Origin of the sequence: Methanosarcina sp. WH1 (assembly GCF_000970005.1) — an archaeon.
In the GTDB taxonomy this organism is placed as follows: Archaea; Halobacteriota; Methanosarcinia; order Methanosarcinales; family Methanosarcinaceae; genus Methanosarcina.
On record NZ_CP009504.1, the window covers coordinates 599,924 to 623,184 of the forward strand.

15 protein-coding genes and 1 tRNA gene are annotated in these 23,261 nt (G+C 41.6%); 3 read left to right on the forward strand and 13 right to left on the reverse strand.

Annotated features, from left to right (window positions below):
* Positions 1-97 precede the first annotated feature (97 nt).
* Positions 98-169, forward strand: a tRNA-Arg gene (locus tag MSWH1_RS02705).
* Between the two features lie 332 nt (positions 170-501).
* The gene (locus tag MSWH1_RS02710; protein ID WP_231591871.1) at positions 502-945 is read left to right on the forward strand and encodes a cell surface lipoprotein; all 444 of its coding nucleotides are present in this window, start codon (positions 502-504) and stop codon (positions 943-945) included.
* A 526-nt stretch (positions 946-1,471) separates the two neighbouring features.
* On the opposite strand, the gene MSWH1_RS02715 is transcribed toward MSWH1_RS02710, so the two are convergent.
* The 12 genes from MSWH1_RS02715 to MSWH1_RS02775 all read right to left on the reverse strand — a co-directional run bounded on the left by MSWH1_RS02715 (position 1,472) and on the right by MSWH1_RS02775 (position 19,872).
* On the reverse strand, positions 1,472-2,260 hold the full coding sequence (locus MSWH1_RS02715; protein ID WP_048130184.1) for a winged helix-turn-helix domain-containing protein: 789 nt from the start codon (positions 2,258-2,260) through the stop codon (positions 1,472-1,474).
* Positions 2,261-2,639: 379 nt separating this feature from the next.
* Positions 2,640-3,425 carry a winged helix-turn-helix domain-containing protein gene (locus MSWH1_RS02720; protein ID WP_048125861.1) on the reverse strand — a complete coding sequence of 262 codons (786 nt, stop codon included), beginning with the start codon at positions 3,423-3,425 and terminating at the stop codon, positions 2,640-2,642.
* A 148-nt stretch (positions 3,426-3,573) separates the two neighbouring features.
* Entirely contained in the window at positions 3,574-5,502 is a 1,929-nt protein-coding gene (locus tag MSWH1_RS02725; protein ID WP_048125862.1) for a hydantoinase/oxoprolinase N-terminal domain-containing protein, read from the reverse strand.
* Between the two features lie 163 nt (positions 5,503-5,665).
* A complete protein-coding gene (locus tag MSWH1_RS02730) occupies positions 5,666-7,681 on the reverse strand; it encodes a hydantoinase/oxoprolinase N-terminal domain-containing protein (RefSeq protein WP_048125864.1) in 2,016 nt (671 codons plus the stop codon).
* Between the two features lie 414 nt (positions 7,682-8,095).
* Positions 8,096-9,064, reverse strand: a complete 969-nt coding sequence (locus tag MSWH1_RS02735; RefSeq protein WP_048125866.1) for a cation diffusion facilitator family transporter — start codon at positions 9,062-9,064, stop codon at positions 8,096-8,098.
* A gap of 399 nt (positions 9,065-9,463) precedes the next feature.
* Positions 9,464-10,048, reverse strand: coding sequence for an acetate uptake transporter (locus tag MSWH1_RS02740; protein WP_048125869.1), 585 nt, complete (start codon positions 10,046-10,048; stop codon positions 9,464-9,466).
* 51 nt (positions 10,049-10,099) lie between these two features.
* Positions 10,100-11,485 (reverse strand): methanol--corrinoid protein co-methyltransferase MtaB, encoded by a 1,386-nt coding sequence (gene mtaB / locus MSWH1_RS02745; protein ID WP_048125871.1) that lies wholly within the window; start codon positions 11,483-11,485, stop codon positions 10,100-10,102.
* A 13-nt stretch (positions 11,486-11,498) separates the two neighbouring features.
* Positions 11,499-12,275 (reverse strand): methanol--corrinoid protein MtaC, encoded by a 777-nt coding sequence (gene mtaC / locus MSWH1_RS02750; RefSeq protein WP_048125873.1) that lies wholly within the window; start codon positions 12,273-12,275, stop codon positions 11,499-11,501.
* Between the two features lie 1,069 nt (positions 12,276-13,344).
* Positions 13,345-14,412: a GTP-binding protein gene (locus MSWH1_RS02760; RefSeq protein WP_048125876.1), complete on the reverse strand. Its 1,068-nt coding sequence runs from the start codon at positions 14,410-14,412 to the stop codon at positions 13,345-13,347.
* Positions 14,413-15,008: 596 nt separating this feature from the next.
* A complete protein-coding gene (locus tag MSWH1_RS02765; RefSeq protein ID WP_048125878.1) occupies positions 15,009-16,616 on the reverse strand; it encodes a TCP-1/cpn60 chaperonin family protein in 1,608 nt (535 codons plus the stop codon).
* 426 nt (positions 16,617-17,042) lie between these two features.
* A complete protein-coding gene (locus MSWH1_RS02770) occupies positions 17,043-17,417 on the reverse strand; it encodes a hypothetical protein (protein ID WP_048125880.1) in 375 nt (124 codons plus the stop codon).
* A gap of 559 nt (positions 17,418-17,976) precedes the next feature.
* The gene (locus MSWH1_RS02775) at positions 17,977-19,872 is read right to left on the reverse strand and encodes a uroporphyrinogen decarboxylase family protein (protein ID WP_048125881.1); all 1,896 of its coding nucleotides are present in this window, start codon (positions 19,870-19,872) and stop codon (positions 17,977-17,979) included.
* A 1,161-nt stretch (positions 19,873-21,033) separates the two neighbouring features.
* Between MSWH1_RS02775 and MSWH1_RS02780 the strand changes: the two genes are divergently transcribed.
* Positions 21,034-21,807, forward strand: a complete 774-nt coding sequence (locus MSWH1_RS02780) for a winged helix-turn-helix domain-containing protein (RefSeq protein ID WP_048125883.1) — start codon at positions 21,034-21,036, stop codon at positions 21,805-21,807.
* Between the two features lie 149 nt (positions 21,808-21,956).
* On the opposite strand, the gene MSWH1_RS02785 is transcribed toward MSWH1_RS02780, so the two are convergent.
* Positions 21,957-23,093: a GTP-binding protein gene (locus MSWH1_RS02785; protein ID WP_048125886.1), complete on the reverse strand. Its 1,137-nt coding sequence runs from the start codon at positions 23,091-23,093 to the stop codon at positions 21,957-21,959.
* Positions 23,094-23,261: the final 168 nt, after the last annotated feature.

Sequence of the window (23,261 nt, forward strand, 5' to 3'; positions counted from 1 at the left end):
TTTTCAGGGAAAACAGAGAGATGAGCTGCAGAGACAGTCTTTTTTTGAGTAACAAAGTTTATATTCTAGAATGTGCTTATCAGTGGTGCTCGCTTGCGTCCCGATAGGGTAGTGGATATCCTTGAGGCCTGCGGAGCCTTAGACCTGAGTTCAAGTCTCAGTCGGGACGTCAATTTTTCATTATTTTCGATTTTCGTTGTTTTTTCATTATTTTCGATTTTCGTTATTTTTTCTTTATTTTCGATTTTCGTTATTTTTTCATTATTTTCGATTTTCGTTATTTTTTCTTTATTTTCGATTTTCGTTATTTTTTCTTTATTTTCGATTTTCGTTATTTTTTCATTATTTCTTTGCTTATTTCTTTTCCTTTTTTCCTCTCTGTTACCTTATTTCTCTTGTTATTTCTCCTTTTATCTCTGTTTTTTTGTTTTTTTGTTTGTTTTAAATATCTTTACAATCTAATAACTAGAAGCGAACTTGTTTTATAAAGGTTGAAAGATAATGATATCTATGAAAGGAAAAATCTTGGTTTTACTTCTGGTGTTTGTGTTCTTATTTGCCTCCGGCTGTGCTGAGGAAGATGCGGGGACAGCGACTGAGGAATCCGATGCTTCAGAATCCGTAGCAACAGAATTGCAAGAAAACGTACCACAGGAAAATGTTGCTTCCGGGTCTGGAAATACTCATATTATTTACCTTGAGTATTATAATGCGACAATGCAATCAGTAACGCGTTCAGAACTGGATATTTCGGCAGGGGATACAGTTTCCTGGTGGAGCAAAAAAAGGCAGGGAACTTATGTCCTGGTAAGCGAAGAAGATCTTTTTCCAGATCAGAACCTGGCTTACAGAGTCCCTTATAGCTACACATTTAATACTCCAGGAACATACCTTTTCACTGTAAAAGATGTTCCGGAAATGAATGTTACGGTCAGGGTGAACTGAGAACCTTTGTTCTCAAATTTTTTAAAAACCACTGTTTTTTCTACTGATCTAAGATTTCTACGTGGTAGGGTAGAGTTTCAGTTAAAAAGCAATACGAATTAAAGATGAAAACCCGTCATACTATCGACCTTCCGCAGAAATCCACAAAAATGTTATCTATATTCTCAATATGATCACGGGTTAAAAATAAACTCGCCATAATATTGAGAATATCGGACAAATCGGCAATTAATTTCTTATTTGTGTACATCTGCGGTAAGTGAGATACTATCCGTTCACAGGCAGATATTTCAGGCTCTTTATGAACTCCCTACGAAAAGAAGTATTACAGTTGTTGCAATAAAGTTCTATTGAAGTTCTCTGCGGAAAAGGATCCATTAACTGCTTTCCGCGCAGTGCTTCTTAAGAGCTAATCTTTTCAAGGCTAATCTTTTTAAAGCTAATCTTTTTAAGGCTAATCTTTTTAAGGCTAATCTTTTTAAGAGCTATTTTTAACCTGGAATTTTTATGGAGGGGAGAATCTCTCTCAGACCTTTGTAATCGGCCTTGCCATACCTTTATAATGTTCAAAAAGTTCCTTTCCCCATTTAAGTGCGCTTTCGTCAAAACTTACCAGGTTATGGTTATAATAGATCCCGCTATTGCAAAAGAGGGATAGAGCCATAAATTTATCTGTAACTATGCTTGATGCGATTTTCATATTGTTGTTGTTGCAGACATAGAGTTTAGTGTATTTTAAGTTCAGGAAATGTTCAAGCTCTTTTTTGTAGTCATTAAGCATCCTGTCATAAACATACTCAGTGAATACAAGTGTAATATCCGTACCCTTTGCCGCAAGCTCTATACAGAGCGAAGGATAGATCGGAAGGAAAAATGAAGATGAGATCATCACCTTCTCAGATTCTGAAAGGTGCTTTACGACTTCCTTTGGATACTCGAACACGTGGTTCCTGTCAGGGTTTACTTCACTATAGTCTCCAAGCTTTCCGATATTATCCAGGAATTCAGGAGGAATTGATGTCATATCCTGGTTTATCCAGTAATCGTGGTTTTTATCGAAGACATTAAAAGTTTCAAGTATTGCTCTCATCTTGGGGACAAGAATCTCTCCTATACTGGAGAGTTTGTAGAGCCTGTTGTTTTCGATAATTAAATCCTGTTTCATCAGGATCTTTATCTGGGTCATTATCGGACTTGAACGTACCTCGAGTGTGTTTTTAATTTCCTCTATGGTCTTGGGTCCGTCCAGAAGCAGCAGAAGAAGGTTTTTCCTTTTTTCTGAAAGAAAGAGAACATCCAGTAATGATGATTCCATCTGATTCCCTCTCTTATGTTTCATTCCATTATATCTAACATTGTATATATCTCTATACCAGAAGTTTATACACTTCTCTTACCTTTCTCCCTTGCCATTATCACTTTTTATGGAAGAAGTACTTTTGTAGAAAAAGTACCTCAGATTAAGAACTGCAGGGTCATTCTGAAAATTGCCATTTTTATCTAACAAACTACTACTATAAGATATATAATAATATTTCATTATTTTTGTTTTTGATGTCCCAATATCTGAGTCTCATCCGGCAAAACTTTGATCTATCTTTTTTTCACACGCCTGAAGAGCAAGACAATAGTTATATTTTTAATAAATTGGGGTTTTTCATCAGTACCTCTCCTTTTATATGGTCCTTTTTAAGTTAGATTTTATTTACCTGTTTGGAAAGCCTCTTGAAATAGTCAAACAATTCCTGGCCCCAGCGCAGGGCAGCAGGTTCAAAGCTCAGAATAAACTGCTGGTCGAACTTTCCATTTTTATCAAAGAGCCCAAGGAGCATTATTTTATCAGTTACCGTAATTTCAGAAATTTTTATTCCCTCTTTAGAGATGTAAAGGCTCACATTATCCATGCTCATTAGCTCTTTTATCATACTTGAGTGCTCGTTTGAAAGATGGTCCCAGACAGACTGTGTAAAATTAAGAGAAAGTTCAGCATCTTTTCGGCCAAGCTCCACATATAAGGGCAGATAGGCAGGATTAAAATATGAAGCAAGGGTTGAAACTATCTTCGAATTGGCCATGCTATCAATAATCTTCTGGGAAGGTTCATAAAAGTGGTTCAGGTCCGGCTCTATGAGAGTGCAGTCTCCAAGCTCTGAAATTCTTTCCAGAAGGTGGCGGGGGATTGAATTCAGGTCATGGCCTGTCCAGTAACAGTTATTTTTTTCCACAACCTCAAGGGCACTGATCAGTGGCTTTACCTTTTTGATTATGAACTCTCCAAGTACCGTAAGCTTATACATCCGGTCTTCCTGGACGATGAGATCGTTATCTATCAGTTTCTTTATCTGGGGAAGAATCGATGTGGCAGTAACATCAAGTTCATCCTTGATTTCATCAATGCTTTTTGAGCCGCGATCCAGCAGTATAAGAAGGTTTTTTCTTTTATCGGAGCGAAAAACAAGATCAATAAGTGAAGATTCCATATCTCCCTACTTCCTGCAGTATAAAAAGCTGCGATATGCCGCCGGTCCTTCTTTCCGGCAGGCAGGTTCCTTGGCTATTCTTTTTCAAAGTCAAAAATTCTCCAGCACTTTTTCGAACTACCTGTTTCTAGGAGTATAATCGTAAAATTCAGTCAATTGGAAACCCGGGAGTACAAACTCCGACAAACATTATCTTTGTCTCCATCGGAGTGTGCTTCCATTCTGGAGGGACGAGATATTCTATGCTGGTATCTATCTTTACTGAACTTTTCGGAAGTCCAAAAGCTTTCATAGAATCCAGAATCATCTCTTCCCCGGTTTTTTGAGCGAATTCCACTGCAGCCCTGTATTGCTCAAACTTTTTTCTTCCTGCCGGGGTAAATACAAGGAAATTCTGATTTGGATTATCCATCGAGTAAGGCTTGATAGTTATCTCAATTCTTTTAATCCCTTTTCCTACGAGAGCTCCGACAGCATTACCTACGCTCGCCTGCTCGGGAACAATAATATCTGCATCTATGAGGGCTTTCAGTTCCCCATAGTAGGCTTTTACTGGTCCTCCTAGCAGAACGATGGGAATATTTACCTTGTACTGGACAGGAACCTCTTCTTCCAGCATCATTTTTATTCCATCTTTTCCCTTTCCTTCCATTATAAAGGACATCAGGCTGTAAGCCATATTTCTGGCAACTTGATGCTTTACTTTTTTACAGAAGACATGCACTCCCATTTGAGTAAAGCGAGAAAGTTTTTTTGCTCCGATCAGGGCAGTCTCTACATCCCATTCCGTATATTCCCCAAGGACGTGCAGGGCGTCAGTGGGCGTAAAGCCTATTGCCTGGATCATCCGCTGGTTGAGCAGGGAATCAAGGATTGCAGGAGAAGGAACACGCTTCATTTTATTTAATATTTCGTGGATAGAAATTGGTTCGTCTCCTATAACTTCCAGCAGCTTTTTCTCACTCTCTGTGGGGTTGACGGGTATTACTCCGGTTCTTACAAAAAACTTGGTGGGCTGGATATGCTCATTAAGCATTGTCCTTAAAGGGATGGGATTCTTTTCAAGTTTTTCTTTAAAGTTGGGGTATTTTATCGCGGCAAAACAGAGGGGAATGACTCTTTTTGGCCCTATCCTTATGCATTTCTTGAACCAAACATGGCTATCTCCTCCGTTTGCGGAGCTTTCCATTTTTATAGCTTTTACGTGGGTTTGCCAGCCTCCAACAATTGCCCCTTTCTCACAGAGTTCTGGCACGCCGTTTTTAATTATAGAAACATCTGTGCTCGTCCCTCCAACATCGATCACAGCACATGTGTCAAGCCCTGAAAGATGTGATGCCCCCATAATACTTGCAGCGGGGCCGGAAAAAATAGTCTCGATCGGGCGCAGTTTTGCTCCTTTGATATCTATAACTGAGCCGTCACATTTTAACATAAGAACCGTCGCATCAAGCTTTCTTTCCTTTACTTCAGACATGATGGAATGGATAAACTGGTATGTTATGGGAATTAGTTGAGCATTTAAAACTGCGGTTGTTGCCCTTTCGTAAGCTCCAAGTTCCTGGGAGAGTTCATACCCGCAAACTACAGGATGCCCTGTAAGTTTGAGGATTATGTTCTTTATCTTCAGTTCGTGTTCCGGGTTTCTGGTGCTAAAATAGGAAGAAACGGCAAATGCAGATACTTTATTTTTTAGACTTACCGCAAACTGTTCTACAGCTGTGATGTCAAGGGGGTGGAGTTCGTTTCCATTGCTGTCATGCCCCCCTTTCACTGTAATACAGTAGTCGGCTGGCAGCTCCTTTGGAATGGTGTAGTCCCCTACAAGGATCAGTCCAACAGGATACCCTGTCCTTTCCATTATAGTATTTGTTGAGAGAGTTGTGGAAACCGACACGAGTTTTACTTTCTTAAGATATTCCGGGTTCAACTTGTCAATTGCGTTCCGAATTCCGGTCATAAGATTTGGATAGGTGGTAACTGCTTTGCCTGTATCAAGGATACTGCTGTCTGAATCCCTCAAGATAACCACATCAGTATATGTTCCACCTGCGTCAATACCCAGACTATATTGCATTGTCAAAACAGCCCCATTTTTTACTCAATTTTAGGCGATCTATATCTTCTTTTAGTTTTATTCATTACCTTTTTTAGTCTGATTTGTGAAGTTATGTCACAATATATATATATTTCCTTTTATAATGTGTAATCGTAATTTCCATTACTTCTTGCCTTTTCTTTTAGACTGCATGGGTATTCTTCGGAACACCTACTCCTACATAGATAAGTTTTGTTTCCATAGGCACGTCTGTCCAGCCTGTGGGTGCCAGGTGCTTCCTGCTGACATCTATCTTTATGTCCTCTTTTTCAAGCCCTGCACTTACCATATAATCCATGACAAGCTGTCTTCCCAGCTTTTCTGCATATTCCAGGGCAGCGCTGTATATGTCAAATTTTTTCCTTTCTGAAGGGGAAAACACAATAAATTCTTTTTTCTTTTCCTGTTGAAGGGTACTTTCTATAACTTCATTCTCTGGAGTTGTGTCGTATTCCCCTTCATCTTCAGTTTTTTCTTCCCTGGATTTGGGGACAAGTCTTGTTTTTATGAGAATCTCAACCCTTTTAATTCCTTTTCCAACAAGGGCGCCAACTGCATTGCCAACATCAGCGTGTTCGGGAACTATGAACTCTGCATTAATCAGTTTTCTCAGGTCTTCAACATATGCTCCGACGGGTCCCCCGAGAAGGACAACAGGAATTTCCACGCTGAAGCGTGTAAAGTTCTTTCCCATAAGTACTCTGTAAATTTCGTTTCTGGGCATTCCCTCTATCAAATATGCAATAAGGTCTTCGGCAATGTTGCGTGCAACCCTCCGTTTTACTTCAGCACTAAAAGCCTCCGGGCTTAGTTTCAGAGACCTCCCAAGTATATATGCCCCTATCCTTGCAGCTTCCACATCCCATTCGGTATATTCCCCAAGGACATGCAGGGCATCGGTGGGTGTAAAACCTATAGCCTGAATCAGCCTTTTCTGTATCAGTGAATCGAGAATTGAAGGTGAAGGACGTTTTTTCAGTGCTATTAGCAGGTCTCCGAAGGAAACAGGCTCTTTCCCTATATGCCTATATATCTCCTTTTCTCTTGCTTTCAGTTCAATAGGCTTAAAATCTGTACGGACAAAAAATTTCGTTACCTGGATGTTTTCACAGAGGTAACCTTTTGATACCCTGTTATGCTTAAGTTTCTCCCTGAATTCAGGATATATGACAGAAGCCCTGCAGAGAGGAATAACCCGGCGGGGGCCTAAGTTGAGCCTGTCCCCCTTAAGCCATATGTGGCTGTCTCCTCCGGTTGCCGAGGTCTCCATACGGATAGCTTTTACGCGGGTCTGCCAGCCTCCGACTACCGCACCTGAACTGCTAAGCTGTGGGAGCCCGTTTTGCATCATGGCTACGTCCGTACTCGTGCCGCCAACATCAATCATAGCGCATGTTTCAAGTCTGCTGAGGTGAGATGCACCCACAAGGCTTGCAGCAGGTCCTGAGAAGATAGTTTCGATGGGTTTTTCCAGAGCCTCTTCTATTCCAACTACTGACCCGTCACACTTCAGCATCAGCATGTTTGTGCTGATCCTGCGGCTTTCAAATTCTTTGATTATTGACTGGATAAACTTATGGGTAATTGGGATTAGTTGAGCGTTCAGGAAAGCAGTTATAGCTCTTTCATAGGCTCCAAGATCCTGGGACAGCTCATGCCCGCAAACAACCGGGTGCCCGGTAAGTTCCTTCACGGCTTTTTTGACGGCAAACTCGTGCTCTGGATTTCGGTTGCTGAAATACGAAGAAACCGCAAAAGCAGAAACTTTATCCTGTACTTTGAGGGCGAAGTCTTCTACCAAACCAAGGTCCAGGGCCTTTAGTTCTTCTCCGTCGCTGTTATGCCCGCCCGAGACCGCTACCCAGTAGTCTGTTGGAAGGTTTTCCGGGATCACATAGTCTCCGACCATGATCAGCCCTACCGGAAATCCGGTGTTCTCCAGAATCGTATTTGTGGACAGAGTGGTGGACACGGATACGAGCTTTATATCCTTAAGATAGCTGGAGTCCAGTTGGTCAATTGCATTTTTCATTCCTGGCAGGGGGTCGGGGTAGGTAGTCAGGGCTTTGCTCGACTCAACTACTTTTCCATCAGAATCTCTTATGATTACGGCATCAGTATAGGTGCCTCCTGCGTCGATTCCAAGACTGAAGTGCATTTTCTTACTTACCTCTTTGTGAATTGGATAGTGAATTCTTCAAGTTTTCTATCAATTATTGGCTTCTACTAATGATGCTGTAACGTTAGCTTCTAGTAATGATACTGTAACATTAGCTTCTAATAATGATACTGTAACATTAGCTTCTAATAATTATACTGTAACATTAACTTCTAATAATGATACTGTAACAAAATGGTCAGTTTTCAGGCTCTGGCTTATGTTTAGATTCCTTTACTGGTTGAAGCCTGTTATGTAATTAAAGTATGAATAGTTGTTAAACATGTAGTAACTAAATGGATATCTGATGAAACCTGGGTGACAAATGAGAGCTTCATAAAACCTGTGAAATTCAAACGGATTCTTCTGATTTGGATTTACACTTTTTTGATTGGCTGCTTTGCCATCGCTCGTTTATACTACTATCTTATTTCTCCCTTCCTCAGAGATTCTGATATTTTTCTGGAATGAACAATTTCTTTCAAGGGCGGGCTCTGCCTTTATAAGGGTGTATATCCCTTGCCCGTAGGCTGTTTTCAGTCTCGTTTCCACCAGGTCTGCAATCTCTGCAACTTCCTGAATGTTCAGAGAGTTATTTACAGTAATACAGGCATTGATTGCTATCCCATTTCCGATTTTCCGCGTTTTAAGCTCGCTAGAACCCAGTACTCCTTCGGTTCTGTTTATTATCTCTCCAATCTTCCTATTATTTTCTTCATCAAGGGAAGCTTCTATGAGCTCGTTGGTAGCACCATAGAGGAGTTTGCCCGAAGTTCCGAGAATGTAAAGGCTTAAAAGAACTGCAATAACAGAATCAGCTATAGCCCAGTTTTTTCCGGGGAGAAACGTACATCCTATGCCCAGGATAACAAAACTGGAAAAAAATAAACTTCTAATATGGGCATTTCTGGTATAGGAGTTAATTTCGAATGGAATCACCCCAGTTTGCTTCTTGGCTCTCCTGTTAATAAAAGGAACAATTTCTTTTGATAGAAGAGTAAAAACAGCTGCAGAGAGTGTAAATATTTCAGGGGCTTCTGTCTCTCTTCCCTGTATAAACATAAGTAGCTCTCCTGAGGCTAGAGCAAATGACTGTACCCCGGCAAAAAGGAGCACACATGCTCCTGCTCCCTTAAAGAGGGTCTCAATTTTTCCATACCCGTAGTTATGGCTCCAATCTTCTGGTTTACTAGAGATAAAAAGGTCAAGAATCTTTGCGGATTCGCCTATTAACTCTGAAAAGGACCGGACTGCATCTGCAATGAGTGCTGTGCTGTGCCCTAAAAGTCCTACTAATAATTTAAAAAGAGTTAATGCAAGACTAAAAAATAGCCCTGTATATGATATGTTCCGGGTTTTATTCAAATTGTTGTCCGCTTTCATCCGAAACCCACCGTTAATGATTTTTTTAATTCTTCTTATAAAGCGGGCCTATTTGACCGGGTCGAAAAGTGTTACTTTTTTATTGAAATTATTTTTTAAAATTTAGTAGGACCTCGAACGCCTACGTTTTCCCTTATGTGGTACACAACGCAGCATTTTCAGCCACTAAGATCATAGATCTTGGAGAGGGTGAAGATATTGAAAACACAGGTTTATATCCTGTGTTTTCAAGGGTTGACACTTTTTTCGGGCTTTCTGTCTTGTTTTTGCCCTGCCGTTTTTACGGGTTTTGTAGGTCGTCGAGGTTGGTGTAGGTTTCTCTCGTATTCCGTTTTTTATTCCGTTTTTTAATTCCGTTTTTCTTTTTACTGAGGGTGTAATGCTGTCATTACTTTATCTTCAGAGTGGAGCAACTGTCTTTCCATGAATTTCATTCATTACCATGGCAAGAGCCGTATACAGAGATCCAAGACCCATAATAAGTCCGACATATCCAGCCACTACAAGCAGCCCGGTACTTCCGGTTGCGTTTACAACGGCCAGCAGCATAAATAATATAAATAATGTTGCAAATACAAACTGAAGGGCTCTGACTCCTATCTTCATTGTAATGATTAACATAACAAAGGTGTACATACCCCAGACAGAAAGATATGCGGCCATAGCGATTCCAGAAGAGGCTTCAGCCCAGCCTATTGCAGGCATTATAATCAGTCCGGCTAGTGAGAACCAGAAAAGGCCAAATGCTGAAAATGCAGTTCCTGCAAAAATATCTCCTTTCTTCCAGCACATGATTCCTGCAAACACCTGGGCAAATCCTCCCAGGAATATTGCCATGGAGACAATCATTGACTCCATAGGGTATACGCCTATGTAGCTCAGACTCAACAGAACTGCAGCGAGGCCTAGGCCGGTAAAGCCAAGAGGAGCAGCATTTGCAGTTTTGTCGACTATTATGGTAGAAGTTCCTACGTTTTCGCTCATGATTATTCCCCTGAAGCCGTTTTAAAAAAATTAAAAAAAGAAGTTTAGGGCTTAGAGCCCGTAGTTTTCAAGTCTGAAAACTCCAACTTCCTGTTTGTATTTTGTCAGGCTTTCACTCATGAACTTGTCAGCATCATCGGTAAGAGCCACAAGGTCAGCTTTAACCTTTGCAAGAGCATTGGTTTCGAACCTTGTAAGTCTGAGCTTGCCGGAGTTGATGCCTTCTTCTACAATGTTGCAGCTCTCAATTGCAGCATTCTTGGCACGGAGATAGTTGTTGTTTCCGTCCTTTGCAATTGCCTGTCCTACCTTGTAGGCATTTTCATAGGAGACAACATATCCCTGTGGGTCTCTGTATTTGTCAGAGAGTGCGAGGATGTCCCTGAGGTCCTTCCCCTTTCCGAGTTTCAGAGAGGTGTTCATCATTGCACAGTCGTATGCAAGGGACTCGGACCAGCACTGAACAGTGGTACCACCGAATTCACCGTGGTATTCAACGGATTCGTTGGACCAGAGGTCACAGCACTGCATGGTCACGTTACCCATCAGGTCAGAGTGGGCACAGGTTGAGGACTTACCTTCCTGAGCAATTGGCACACCAGAGATGGATTTGATGATGGTGTTTTCGTATCCGCAGTCCTTTCCAGGGCCAGTTGCACCTGCTTCAAATCCACAGAGGGTCCTTCCTGCAGAGATTGCTCTTGCAACGATTGCAGTTGTGTGGGCAAGGTTCTTGTCAAGCAGACCGCCTGCGATGAACATTGCAGTGTTTGCCTGGGCACAGTCTGTGTCACCGGCTGCAACAGTACCTGTTTTCTTGGTAATCTTTGCAATGTCGGTCCAGATCATTTCCATGTCCATGGAGCCGAGTACACCGATACCGAAGAGGATACCTGCAGTGTCGTTTCTGAGAATGGAGTAGTCGAATACTTCCTTACCACCCATGCTCTCTACGGAAAGCAGGTCAGCGCCGTTCTTGGCACACTCTTCAAAGGCTTCGAGGAAAACTGAGTACTTGTCTCCTCTGAGCTGGAGGTAGTCACGGTCTTCGCGGATGTCACCGATTGTGTGGCGGAGTGCGCACTTTATGCCGTATTCATCGTGGTATTCTTCCATGATGGTCTTCTGGGCATGTGCAACAGCACCTCCCCATTCGGGGTTGTTGGACATCTGTTCGACGTGTTCGGTTTCGAGTACTATGGAAGGAGCACCGATCTGGACCATTCTTGCCATTACATCGGTGGTAATCCTTTCATATTCCTTAATGAGTTTGTCTTTTGACTTGCCTGCCTGAGGTCTTGGGGCGTAGTTAATTTCAGGGGTTGTGAATCCAGCACCGATCTCAAGGCCAAGGCCTGCCTTTACCGGGAACTTTGCGTTTCCGAAAAGCATGTCATCTGCTTTAGCGTAAGCCATTGAAGTGTATTTTTTTACCATTTTGCTCCCTCCGTTAGTGCTTGTGGAATTCTGCTCTTAACTTCTCTATGTCGTTCCCACTGGCAAGGATTGCATCAGCAATCTTTACTGCGTCTGAAGCTTCTTCACCATAAACTCCGAGGTCATACTGTGCAACGAAGTCCTGGTTTACAGCACCGCCACCACATGCAAAGGGCAGTTTTAATCCCTTTTCAAGGAGCTTGTCATTGATTTCCTTGAATGCATACATGGTGGTTGTCATGAGAGCAGTACCTGTAAGCATAATTGGTTTATCTTTTACAACAGCCTCAATGACTTCGTCAACAGGGACATCTCTGCCCAGGTCAGTTACATCATAGCCGGCTGCTCTCAGAAGGGCAGCAACAATGTTCTTTCCGATGTCGTGCACGTCACCTTCTGCAACATGGCAGACAACAGTGCCCTTGGGTTCGGGTACATCGGTGGTCTGGGATTTGCAGAATTCAATACCATTCAGCATTGCGTCAGCAGACATCATAACATTAGGGAGGAAAATGATACCATCGTCGTAGAGCTTGGATACAACACCCATGCCTACCATCAGAGCATCATTGATAAGGTCGATTGGCTTTTTGCCTGCAGCGATTGCGGCTTTGAGGCCGTCAACTACGTCGTCTTCTTCTCCTTCGTAGATTGATTTTGCAATCGGGTAGATGAGTTCATCCTTCGGGTAAAGCTCTTCTGCCGCTTCGTCAGGAGTCATTTCCTTTTCGAGGGCGACGTTGTAGCGTACTAATATGCCATCGATGTCTTCCAGTTTCAAATCCAACATATTTTAACCTCCATTTTATAATGAAGCGATCTCGGATTGCTCAGATCCTTGATCCTGCAAGTTGCATCTCCCTGAATTTTCAGGTATTTCTTCCGAAATACTTTCTGAAACAATGTAAATGAATTCGAAAACCTCCAGGCCGAATTCTTTCCATTGTGAGGGTAGGATAACCTTTTGGTATACTGGTTACACAAAAGTGCTGAATTACAGTCTATTTTTCTGTTTTTTAGGCTCCTTTTGAAAATATTGTTGAGTTTCCTGTTTTTCAGTTTATATTTTCAGGTGCCAGTAGACCTTTTCTTCCCAGTCAACTTATGAAAGGTATACTCCCTTATTATTCGGGAATTCACTTGCAGATGAAAGTTGGATTTTCTCGCATATACCCTCATCCATGCTAATTTTTGCGCAGCTATAATTTTATAATTCTTACCCTATTTTTTTACGCAAATGATTTTATAAAAAAGGATTGTTTTTTTGTCCCCATTGATTTAATCAATTGCCTCAAAATTTATAGGGCAATTATCTTCTTTTCAAGGAGATCTTTTTTTGCGGATCGTGAAGATACACAGGCTTTCAATTGAGATTTAGAAGTTGTCAAGTGGACTTGTTTTATTTGAAATCTTTATTAAGGCAAAATAAGGCGCATTGGGATATTTTTTTGAAAGCACGCAAGTAAGTTCTACATGCTAAATTATTTCCATCGGTTTTCCTAGAATTATATATTCTTCCTAATATATAATCCAAATTTTCAAAGATCGGGTTTTTAAATTGTACCTGATTCTGGCTAAATACTATTTTTTGCCTTTTTTTCTGCCGTTTTTTAAAATGTGAGTGAACTTTTACCTGATAAGTTATTACATCTCTGTCTTTAATTTCTTCTTATGCAAACTCCCTTATATTTTTGGGAAATTTCTATTCATTTTGAAGCCAGGGTTTTTCTGGACGGCTAAACGAACATTTTGCCTCTCTAATGCAGGTCTCTTTTGGGCAAGGAGCGAGGACAATTTTATCATATATAAAGTTTTTGTATGTCCGGTCACGGCTTTCCTAAACCGGAAACATATTTCCTTCAAAAGTACTTCTGTTGAAAGGGACCTATTGTGCTCTGGCGGGAGACGTTGTCGTTTTTTTCCACCTTTATATATGAAATTTGTCTGTTTTCCAGCTGTCCAGTTACCGTCGTGTCTACAGTTTTGATAAGTTCTTCCCTGGATACGGATGTTACCGCAGAGAGTATCTTAATCCTTGATCGGGAATTGCTCTCTTTTTTTAGGATTTCAATTTCGGGTTTTTCATATGCTGAAGTCACACTTCCCTTTACAAAATCCTCTTTGTGTGTAAAGGAAAGTTTGATATGTCCTGTAAATTCAGGGTTCAGTTCCGTTACTCTATTTCTTATGCCGTCCAGGATCTGCCCGGAAACAGAAACCGATGTTTCAAGAGGTATTTCCTGTGAAATAATCTCGAACTCTGTTGAATAAGCTGAAACTCCAGACATTTCAACTGAGTTTCTTGCTTCATTAATTGTTTTATTCTGGCTGTTTCTCCCAATCAGACTGAATAGTTTATCCAGGGCTTCTCCTCCCTGTCTGGCTGAGAAATGAACTATCCGCGCTTTTGGGTTCACTTTGCGGAGAAGCAGGCAGGTCTCCAGAAGTTTTTCCTGCCCTATGAGGTCAACTTTGTTGATGCCCAGAACCTCGGCATCTTCGATCTGATTTCTCACAAAATTCTGCAGATCTCCTTCATCCGAGCCCAGGCGGCAGGGGTCCACGAGATTTACTATAGGAGTGAATCTCATCTCCGGGATACCCATGCTTTCTATATTACTTTTAATCTGTCTTGGAAAGGCTATCCCTGTAGGCTCTATAATAATAGTATCCGGACGGTAGGAAGTTATTAGGTTTTTTATGGTGTACTCCATACTGATCCTGAGGGTGCAGCAAACGCATCCGTTTGTAATTTCTCTGGTTTCCACTCCCCCATCCGAGATGGTGTCCCCGTCTATCCCTATTTCTCCTATCTCGTTGACAATAATTGCTATTCTTTGCCCCTGTGCTCCAAGGTATTCGATCAGTTTTCTTATTGTAGTAGTCTTGCCGCTTCCGAGGAAGCCGCCTATTATCATACACTTCATGGCTTTTCCACCTTCCCCATGACTTCAATTAAAGATTGAACATTATCACTGGAATAGTGTCTGTACTGCCTGCAATATTATTATCTGGCAGTATTATTGTCCTGCCTGACGTATTGATCAAAGCAGGAGTACTGCTCCCTTTCCTGCCTGGAGGGCTTCAGCAGTAAAGGGGCGTACAGATCCCTGATTGGAGCCCAGCCTTCTTTTTAGACCCTTCAAATGGCAACAGGATCTAAAAAGTACCTTTTACCTGTGTTCTGATACTCTTTTTGTGAGGGGATTAAAGGTTAGAGTACCGGGACGTTTTTCCGTCTGGCAATCGTCCGGTAAATGGCAAAACCGGAGCATATCACCTTTACAATATCGCCTTTACAATATTTTTCTGGACACAGGCTCCTTCCCGGAAAGGCACTTTTAAATGGCAAATCCGTGCCTTTCCAGAAAGAGTATTACAGGTCTAACTTTAGCTGGTGGTAGTTCACTTTTCAGAGGATATGACAACAATGCTCACGGAGAGGGAGTAGCATTGTTATCAGCGTTATATTTTTGGTTTTATCCGGTCTCCCTTGTTCCAGATTTATGCTTGCATTTTTGGCTTATCTCTTCGGGACTATCTCATCAATCCTGAGCACGTTTTTTGCCGTCTCCGTGCCTGCTATTATGGCAAGTTTTTTAACAGTCGCCGAATCGTAGACTTCCGGCCCCTTATCAGTTACCTTTCGTGAGAGGTCTATCCTGGCTTCTATTCCTCTTGAATATGAATTCCTCATCTGCGCCACTGCATCAATTGCATTCATTCCCATATTTCTGGCAAGAATCGTGGGGATCTTTTCGAGGGCTTCTGCATACGCMTGAACTGCAAGTTGCTTCTTTCCGGTCTGTGTTGCTGCAAACAGCCTGACCATATGTGCCAGTTCAAACTCTATTGCCCCTCCTCCATTCACGATTTCCCTATTTTTCATAAGGAATGCCGCATTATTCAGGGCATCGTCTATCGCTTCTTCTACCTTGTCAAGCCCGTATTTAACAGGTTCCCATATCAGGATGGTGGCTATTGCTTTCTCTTTCACGGTGATGAAAACAAAGTTTTCCCCGTTTTTCTTTTCAAGCTTTATGCTGTCTGCTTTTCCAAGGTCACGGGGGTGAATCTCATCCTGAAAGACTTTCAGGGTTGTACCTGTTGCTTCTGCAAGCTTCTCAAGGTCTTTCATCTTCAGCTTCTTGAAAGCCAGGATCCCATTGTCCCGGAGCAGAGTTTCTATATAAGGGTCTATATCTCCTTCACAGAAGAGGACATTTGCACCCGAATCAATGATCTTTCGGGCAATTTCCCCGCACATCTGCTTTTTTTTCTCCTCAAAAAGTAAGGAAGTCTGTACAGAATCCATTTTGAGGTTATGCTGGGGATTTAGGTATCCGCTTTTTCTCTTGAGGTCATAATTTATGATAAGGACTGCAGGGTCCTGAAAACTTTTCAGCATATCTTCTCTTGCCGGGTTTTCATCAAGAATCAGGCCTTCTATTGCAATGATTTCCGACCCACCTTTCTTTTTTAGGATTTTGATGTTCCTGTTCAGGTCGAGTCTTCCTGCCTGCTTTTTGCTCAGGTGCTTTATTACTTGAAGTACGATGTCCGTAACAGCTTCTGCCTGCTGCCTTTCAATTCCTTTTCCCGTTGCCGAGCACATTATTGTTGTGCGTATATCCTCTTCTGAGGCCTGCTTTATGCTGTACTGCAGCATCTCATACGTTTTTTGCATGGCAAGTTCGTATCCTTCTATAATGATTGTCGGATGAACCCCTGCCCTGATAAGTCTTACCGCGTTTTTAATCAGGTTGCTTGCAAAAATCACAGCCGTTTTTGTGCCGTCTCCGCAGGCTTTATCTATTGATTCGGCAAGCTTTTTAAGGGACGTTACGATCGGGTGAAGTACATCCATTTCCTTTAAGATGACTTTCCCGTCGTTCGTAACGAAAATATCCCCCACAGGGTTTACTATTATCTTGTTCATCCCCTTTGGCCCAAGGGATGAGCCCAACAGCTCGTCAATCTCTATGGCTGCCCTTTCAAGCTGGTCGATAAGCCTTTCTTCTTTTACCGGCTCGTCGATGAGAATCTTGTCCCTTATCGTCCGGGCCAGTTTTTCCATTCCGTCCTGGCTTTCCGGGCTCATGTTGCCCTGTGTTTTTAGCTCGCTTGCCATGTCCGTACCTCATTTGCTGCTGTTCCTGCTCTTTATTCCCTGCTGGAAGTCTTATTTTTGGCTGATATTCTTCTTTTAGCCAAAATTTCATCCGAATCTCTGCTCTCTTTCGGGCTTTTTTATCTGGGGTTTTGATATATCTAAAAATTAAGGGAATTTGGAGGTTTTGTCGTTTTTTGATTGGCTTTTTTGGAGGTTTTGTCGTTTTTTGATTGGCTTTTTTGGAGGTTTTGTCGTTTTTTGATTGGCTTTTTTGGAGGTTTTGTCGTTTTTTGATTGGCTTTTTTGGAGGTTTTGTCGTTTTTTGATTTGTTTTTTTGGAGGTTTTGCCGTTTTTTGATTGGTTTTTTTGGGTGTTTGCCGTTTTTTGATTGGATTCTTAGAGGTTTTACCGTTTTTTTATTTAAAATTGAAACTTTTACCGGATTATTCTTTATTTAACTTATACTGAATGTCTGATGATTCGGAGAGCTTTTCTGTGCATTCAAGGTTGGTCTCAGGACTTTCCATTGTAAAATTTATTTCTGTGGGAATATTGGAACATCTGGAATCCGTGTATGTATCTATATACCCTCTTTCTGTGAGCATATCGCAAGATCCAAAACCCGTATATATATCTGTATATTCTAACGATCCGGGGGATAAGTCTGATTCATATTTTTGAGGACTTGTTTCAATAACTGAGTAACGGAAGAGGAACTTCTGAGATGAATGGTTCAGCTCCAGCTTGTAGATTGCAGGGTGTAAAGGACTCGAATAAAACGTTTCATTCTCAGGAGTGGGTATTTTCTGAGGTCTCATCCAGTTTCACCTCTTTTAACAGGAGTATTTGAAAAGGTTCACTACTATTTTCTGCGGGAAATATTCCGTTTTTCGGCCCAAATGTGTTTGTATTCGTTTTTATTCTCGTTTTCCTTCCTTCACATGTTTTTTCTATCGTTTTTAGTTCGCTTGCACTTTTGAGGTAAAGGGTTCAGGAAACACTTTCTTTTTTATTCCCGCTTTTATTCCCGTTTTTTTATTCCCGTTTTTTTATTCTCGTTTTTATTCCCGTTTTTATTCCCGTTTTTTTATTCCCGTTTTTTTATTCCCGTTTTTTTATTCTCGTTTTTTTATTCCCGTTTTTATTCCCGTTTTTATTCCCGTTTTTATTCCCGTTTTTATTCTTGTTTTTCTATGTTTTTCTTCCTCCCAATGCCTTTTTTATCGTTTTTAGTTCGCTTGCACTTTTTGAGGCAAAGGGTGCAGAAAATAGTGATAGCCAATGTTTTATTGTGATTAATAAAGGGAGGATGGGTCTGAATCCCATCCCGTACCTGGCAATCCAGGCTTAATTTATTTCTCAGGAAATTCAATGGGTTTAGCCGATGATTTTCTTGTAGAGTTCGGGTCCCTTCTCTGCCACGGTATATGTCTGGGCAGTGATGGTGTCACAGGGTGCGCCTGGTGGCACTTCACAACCAGTTGAAATCATGTACTTGGACTGCATACCGTTCTCTTTGAGAGTGTTCAGGACGCTTTCCTGGAGAGCCATGGTATCTGCCTTCATCTTACTGATACCTTCAGGGCTGTTGTCAAGGAACAATATTGGGCTGACCTCTCCACCGAACATGGTTTCTTTTCCGTGGGTGTTGATAAGGTACTTGTGGTCCTTGGATCCCTTATTGGCCTCGTCAGGATAGTAGGTGTAGCTGTAGTACTCCGTGTTCCACTTGCTGATGAGGTCCCAGTGCGGGGCGTCTGCACAGTTGTGGATAACGACTGGCTTGTTGTACTGCTTGTAAAGTGGAGCAATCCTGTTTTGCATGATCTGACCTTCGGATTTCATGTATTCGTCAGCGCTGAGGATTACATTGTTGGTCCAGAGGTTCACCATACAGAGGTTATCGGGCTGGGCTTCTTCGAACATGCCCTTCATTATTTCTTCTACATAGGTTGTGGTCTTGTCAAGGGCTTTGAGGACGACATCAGGGTTGGTCCTGAGGTCGGAAAGGACACGGGTTGCTCCCATAATCTGGGTCAGGGCTACCATTGGACCTTCGATCAGAGCGGTCATGGGTGCATTGAGGGCGTGTGCCTTCTCTGTAGCAAGCTTGTTGCCCTGGATAAGGTTGTAGGCACGTGTACCTTCCTTAAGGTCGGGAACTTCCATTTTTTCGTAGTCTTCTATGTGGCCGATTGCTGCGGGGGTGTCTTCTTCAGGATATCTTACAGTTGTACCGAAATCTGCTGCATCAACACAAAGGTCGGTCAGGCCGACGAAGGTGTCCATATTGAAGTACTTGATTCCTGCTTCGACGCAGTCTGCATACTTCTCTGCACTTGTCGAGTAGTCTTTGTAAGCGCAGGGCACGAACTTTCTGGAAACACCGCAGGCGAGAGGTGCTACAGGGAGCCGGTCGACTTTCTTGTCCTGGAAGGCAGAGCCAAACCTCTCTGCTTTGGTCATGGTTTCCTTGAACTTCGGGACCACGGAGTCGAATTCGGCTTTGATTTTCTCAGCGGTTATGAGGCCGACATCGATCTTTTCCTTTCCGCCTTTCTGTGCAAGGGATTCTTTGTACTTCATCTTGCTTGCTGCAATAGAGGAATCGCTCCATAAATCGGCAGGAAGCTCACTCACAAGGGAAGTAAGAGTCTCGACTGCTATGCTTGCATCACCGGCTGTGCCATCTGCACCAATACTGTCTGCAAAGTCTTTGGAAATAGGCGCTCCACCGACCATAACAATCATGGAGTCTCTGATGCCTTCTTCCTGAAGCTGTTCAATAACGGTTTCCATGCCGCCCATGGTGGTGGTCATCAGAGTGCTCATTGAGATTGCAGTTGCCTTCTTCTCCTTTGCGGTTTCTACGAATTTATCAAGAGGCACATCACAGCCAAGGTCGATCATGTTATAACCGGCTGCAGTCATCATGGTTTTGACAAGGTTCTTGCCAATATCGTGTACATCTCCTTCAACGGTACCAATGATGACATTTCTGGGAACTGAGGTTCCGTCTAGTTTAATGTAAGGGGTAAGGATGTCCATTCCGGCATACATTGCATCTGCTGCAAGCAGAAGGCTGGGGACAAAGGCTTCTCCCTTTTCGTACATATCACTGATAATCTTCATTCCTTTTGCAAGGCCGTCAACGATTGCTTCGTATGCGTCGAGGTCTTCATCAAGGGCTTTTTGCGCAAATTCTTCTGCAATTTCGTCGTCGCCTTCAACCACAGCATCCATTAAAGCGTTCAGAATGTCTTCTTTTGCCATTGAAAATCTCCTTTTTTAGTGAAGTACCCAGATGGACAGTTTTCTTTCTGCTCTTCCGGATCTCCATCTTTTTTACTTAGATCCTTAACGGGTTCCACAGCCCGTCAATTCCCTAAATCCACTAATTATACTCCTTAATTCACAAGATGGCCATTCCCCTGAAAATCAGAATCTCCGGCTGCGGTACAGACCGAAATTTCGCCTGAATTTAGTCAGGTTATTCTTTCTTTTCAGGTTTAGGTCACTAAAGACAAATTGACTTAAATGTATATAGCTTAACCGACAATGTTTTTTGATCCATAAGCAGTTTTTTATATCCCTACGAAATATAGATTTCCTTATATTTTGGATGGACCTGATTTTTATTTGGCTTCTTATTTTAAGGTCCGGGAAAATTTGTTGCTTCTTTATAGTTTGCACTCACAGACTTTTTGCAAACTTGAGCTTTTTATTCGGAATATGGAAAATTCCTTCTTATTGAAAAACAGAGACTACTTGAATTTGTGATGGGGTGCAAAAAACAAAGGCATTAAAAATTTGAAGGCAATGATCTCGAAGATACAGGCTGATATACCACAGGTGCCAACTGACATTCTGAACTGTCCTTTTGAGTCCATTACATTTATATTATTCGGTGAATAACAGACATTTTGTTTTTCAGTATTGTGAAAACAGAAGAATATATCTGATGTTGGTTTTATATTTTTTGATTCTTTACTTATTATGATACTTTATATATAATATCAGTAATGTTGTTATATTTAATATTAAAATGCAAATATAATCTATATCTGTAGTTTGTGTTATGCTGATCAAAATCTATATTTACGTATAAAGCTATATTCATATATTATATCTGTAATATAATTACTGTTATAATCTAAGAGACCCCCCACTTTTAGATTGAAATTTCATATTGAAGATATGTTGGTTACCCTCCTTTAATGCAGAGGAGGATGCTACAAGAGCTAAAGTTTTAAAACGCTTTATTATACGGATCAATTATAATTTATCTGGTAAAGTACCAGATTATCCAGTAATGCTCTTGGATAAATGTTGAAGCTATCCTTCCCGGAGGATTGAGGTGGGTTTATGGGCAAAGTTCCGGGAAACGATAATTCAATTTTAACATAACATGTTCATGCTTGGAAGCTGATAAACATGAGTACTCTTATAGATTTGATCTTCTTCTCTGAAAAAAGAAAAAATCTCCTTGTCCAGTTAGCTAGTGGGCCAATGCATATTGATGAGATCAAGGACACCCTTAATGTAAAGGCATGTGCGGTAATGCCGCAGATAAAAAAATTGAAAGACATGGACCTCATCGTGCAGAAGGGAAGTGCCTATGAACTCTCTGATATCGGAGAAGTTATAGTTGAAAAGATGCTTCCCCTTAATACGCTTCTCGATGTTTTTGACGGAAACAAGGATTACTGGTCTAAACATGACAGGTCTCCAATTCCCAAGCATCTGATTCAGAAGATAGACATGCTGGGAAAATGTACTCTGGAGGAGCCTGATCTGGACCATCTCTTTGAATTTCCAAAACACCTTGAAGACAGACTTTACAGCTCAAAAACCCTCAAGTCATTCTACTCTTATTTCTGTCCTGACTGCCCTGCAATACAGGCAAAATGTGCAGAGGATGGGGCCGAAGTGCACCTTATTCTCGAAGAAAAAATCTATAATAGGTTGAAAAATGATTTTGAGGATGAATATAATACCTGCTTGAAAAATAAGGTCTCACTTTACATCTATACTGGAAAATTAAGGATATCTTCTTTTATGGTTACAGACTCTTTTCTGATGCTGAAGCTCTTTGGAAAAGATGGAGAATTCGACCATAGGAAGATCATGAGTTTTACCCCCAGTGCTCTGGAATGGGGGAATGAACTTGCCCAGTATTATATAGACCACTCAGAGAAAATCATTTAAAAGGCGTTATCATCTGTCGGCCAGAGACATTTCTGGTAATTATTTACACAGCTAAACAGGAACTTCTGGGGAAACTATTTTTGAAAAAGGGGAAATAAGAACGTTTTTCCCTTACTTGCCCTTTCTTTTCTTCTTATTTTTTCCTGCCTTCAATTCACGATTTTTTGTCCATGTCCATGTTCGTGATGTCCATGCTTCTGGTCGTGTTCATGATCATGTTCGTGTTTGGCTTTATGCACGTCTATTTCCCTTTTCTCAAAGGTTTCCTGTACCGAGTTGTTCACAGCATCTTTTAGAGTTTCCTTCTCAACATTTGAGACTGCGGAGAGGATCTTTAATGTCGGAACAGCTCCTTCTTTTGATTTTATGATCTCTTCCTGGGGATCTTCATAATAGATAGTAACGCTCTGCTTTACGGTTTCCAGTCCGTTGTCTAGGAAGAGTTTGATATGCCCTACAAATTCAGGGTTTAGCTCGAGAACCTTTTCTTTTATTGTGTTCATTAATTCAGTAGTAAGCTCCCTGGTGGTTTCCGTGCTCAGGCTTTCTACATCCTTAATTGCGAACTCTGCAGCATAGCTGCCAACTCCAGAGGCTTCGATGGAATCTTCGGTTTCCTTAGCTTCGGGAGGTCTGGACTTTTCTTCTGTGGTGGTTGCCTGAGCTTTTTCCAGAATTCCTTTGATATCAGGGAGAACTATCTGCATGAAATTCTCAAATATTTCCCCGGTATTCTTTCCCGAAAGCAGAACCACTCTGGCTTTTGGATTCAGTTGCTGCACTGAAGCTTCCAGAATGGGAATCCTGATGGGTTCGATCAGATCCACTTTGTTTATTCCCAGAATCTCGGCATCTATAATCTGCCTCATGGCAAATTCTTTTACCTCTTTCATTAGATACTTGAAGCGACTGCCGTCAATCAGGGTTACAAGGGGAGCGACTTTTACCTCTTCTCCAAGATTCATAAGCTCTACTTCGTTTCTGATAATGTGTGGAAAAGCAATTCCTGTGGGTTCGATCAGCAGGACATCGGGTTTGTATTCTTTTGCAAGGAGAGTGATTGTGGTCCTCAGCCCAACTTTCAGAGAGCAGCAGATGCAGCCTCCAGTGATCTCTTTGGTATCGAATCCGAACCTCTTGATCACGTCCCCGTCAATCCCTATTTCTCCGATCTCATTCACAATGATGGCAACTTTTTTTCCTTTTTCTGCCAGGTATCTGCCCATATTGATAATGGTGGTTGTTTTCCCGCTTCCCAGGAAACCTCCAACAACAATGACGTCCACTTTTTTTTCCTCCGTTTTCTGCCACTTTCTATCGTTTTCTACTTATAGTCCCTTCATTTTTTGCCATTATATAATGAAGTGTAAACTCCCCAGACATCTGGTCCGGAGATATAAGCGTCAACTTTTCTATTCTCAAAGTATATTGTTTTATCTCTCAATAGGGGGTTA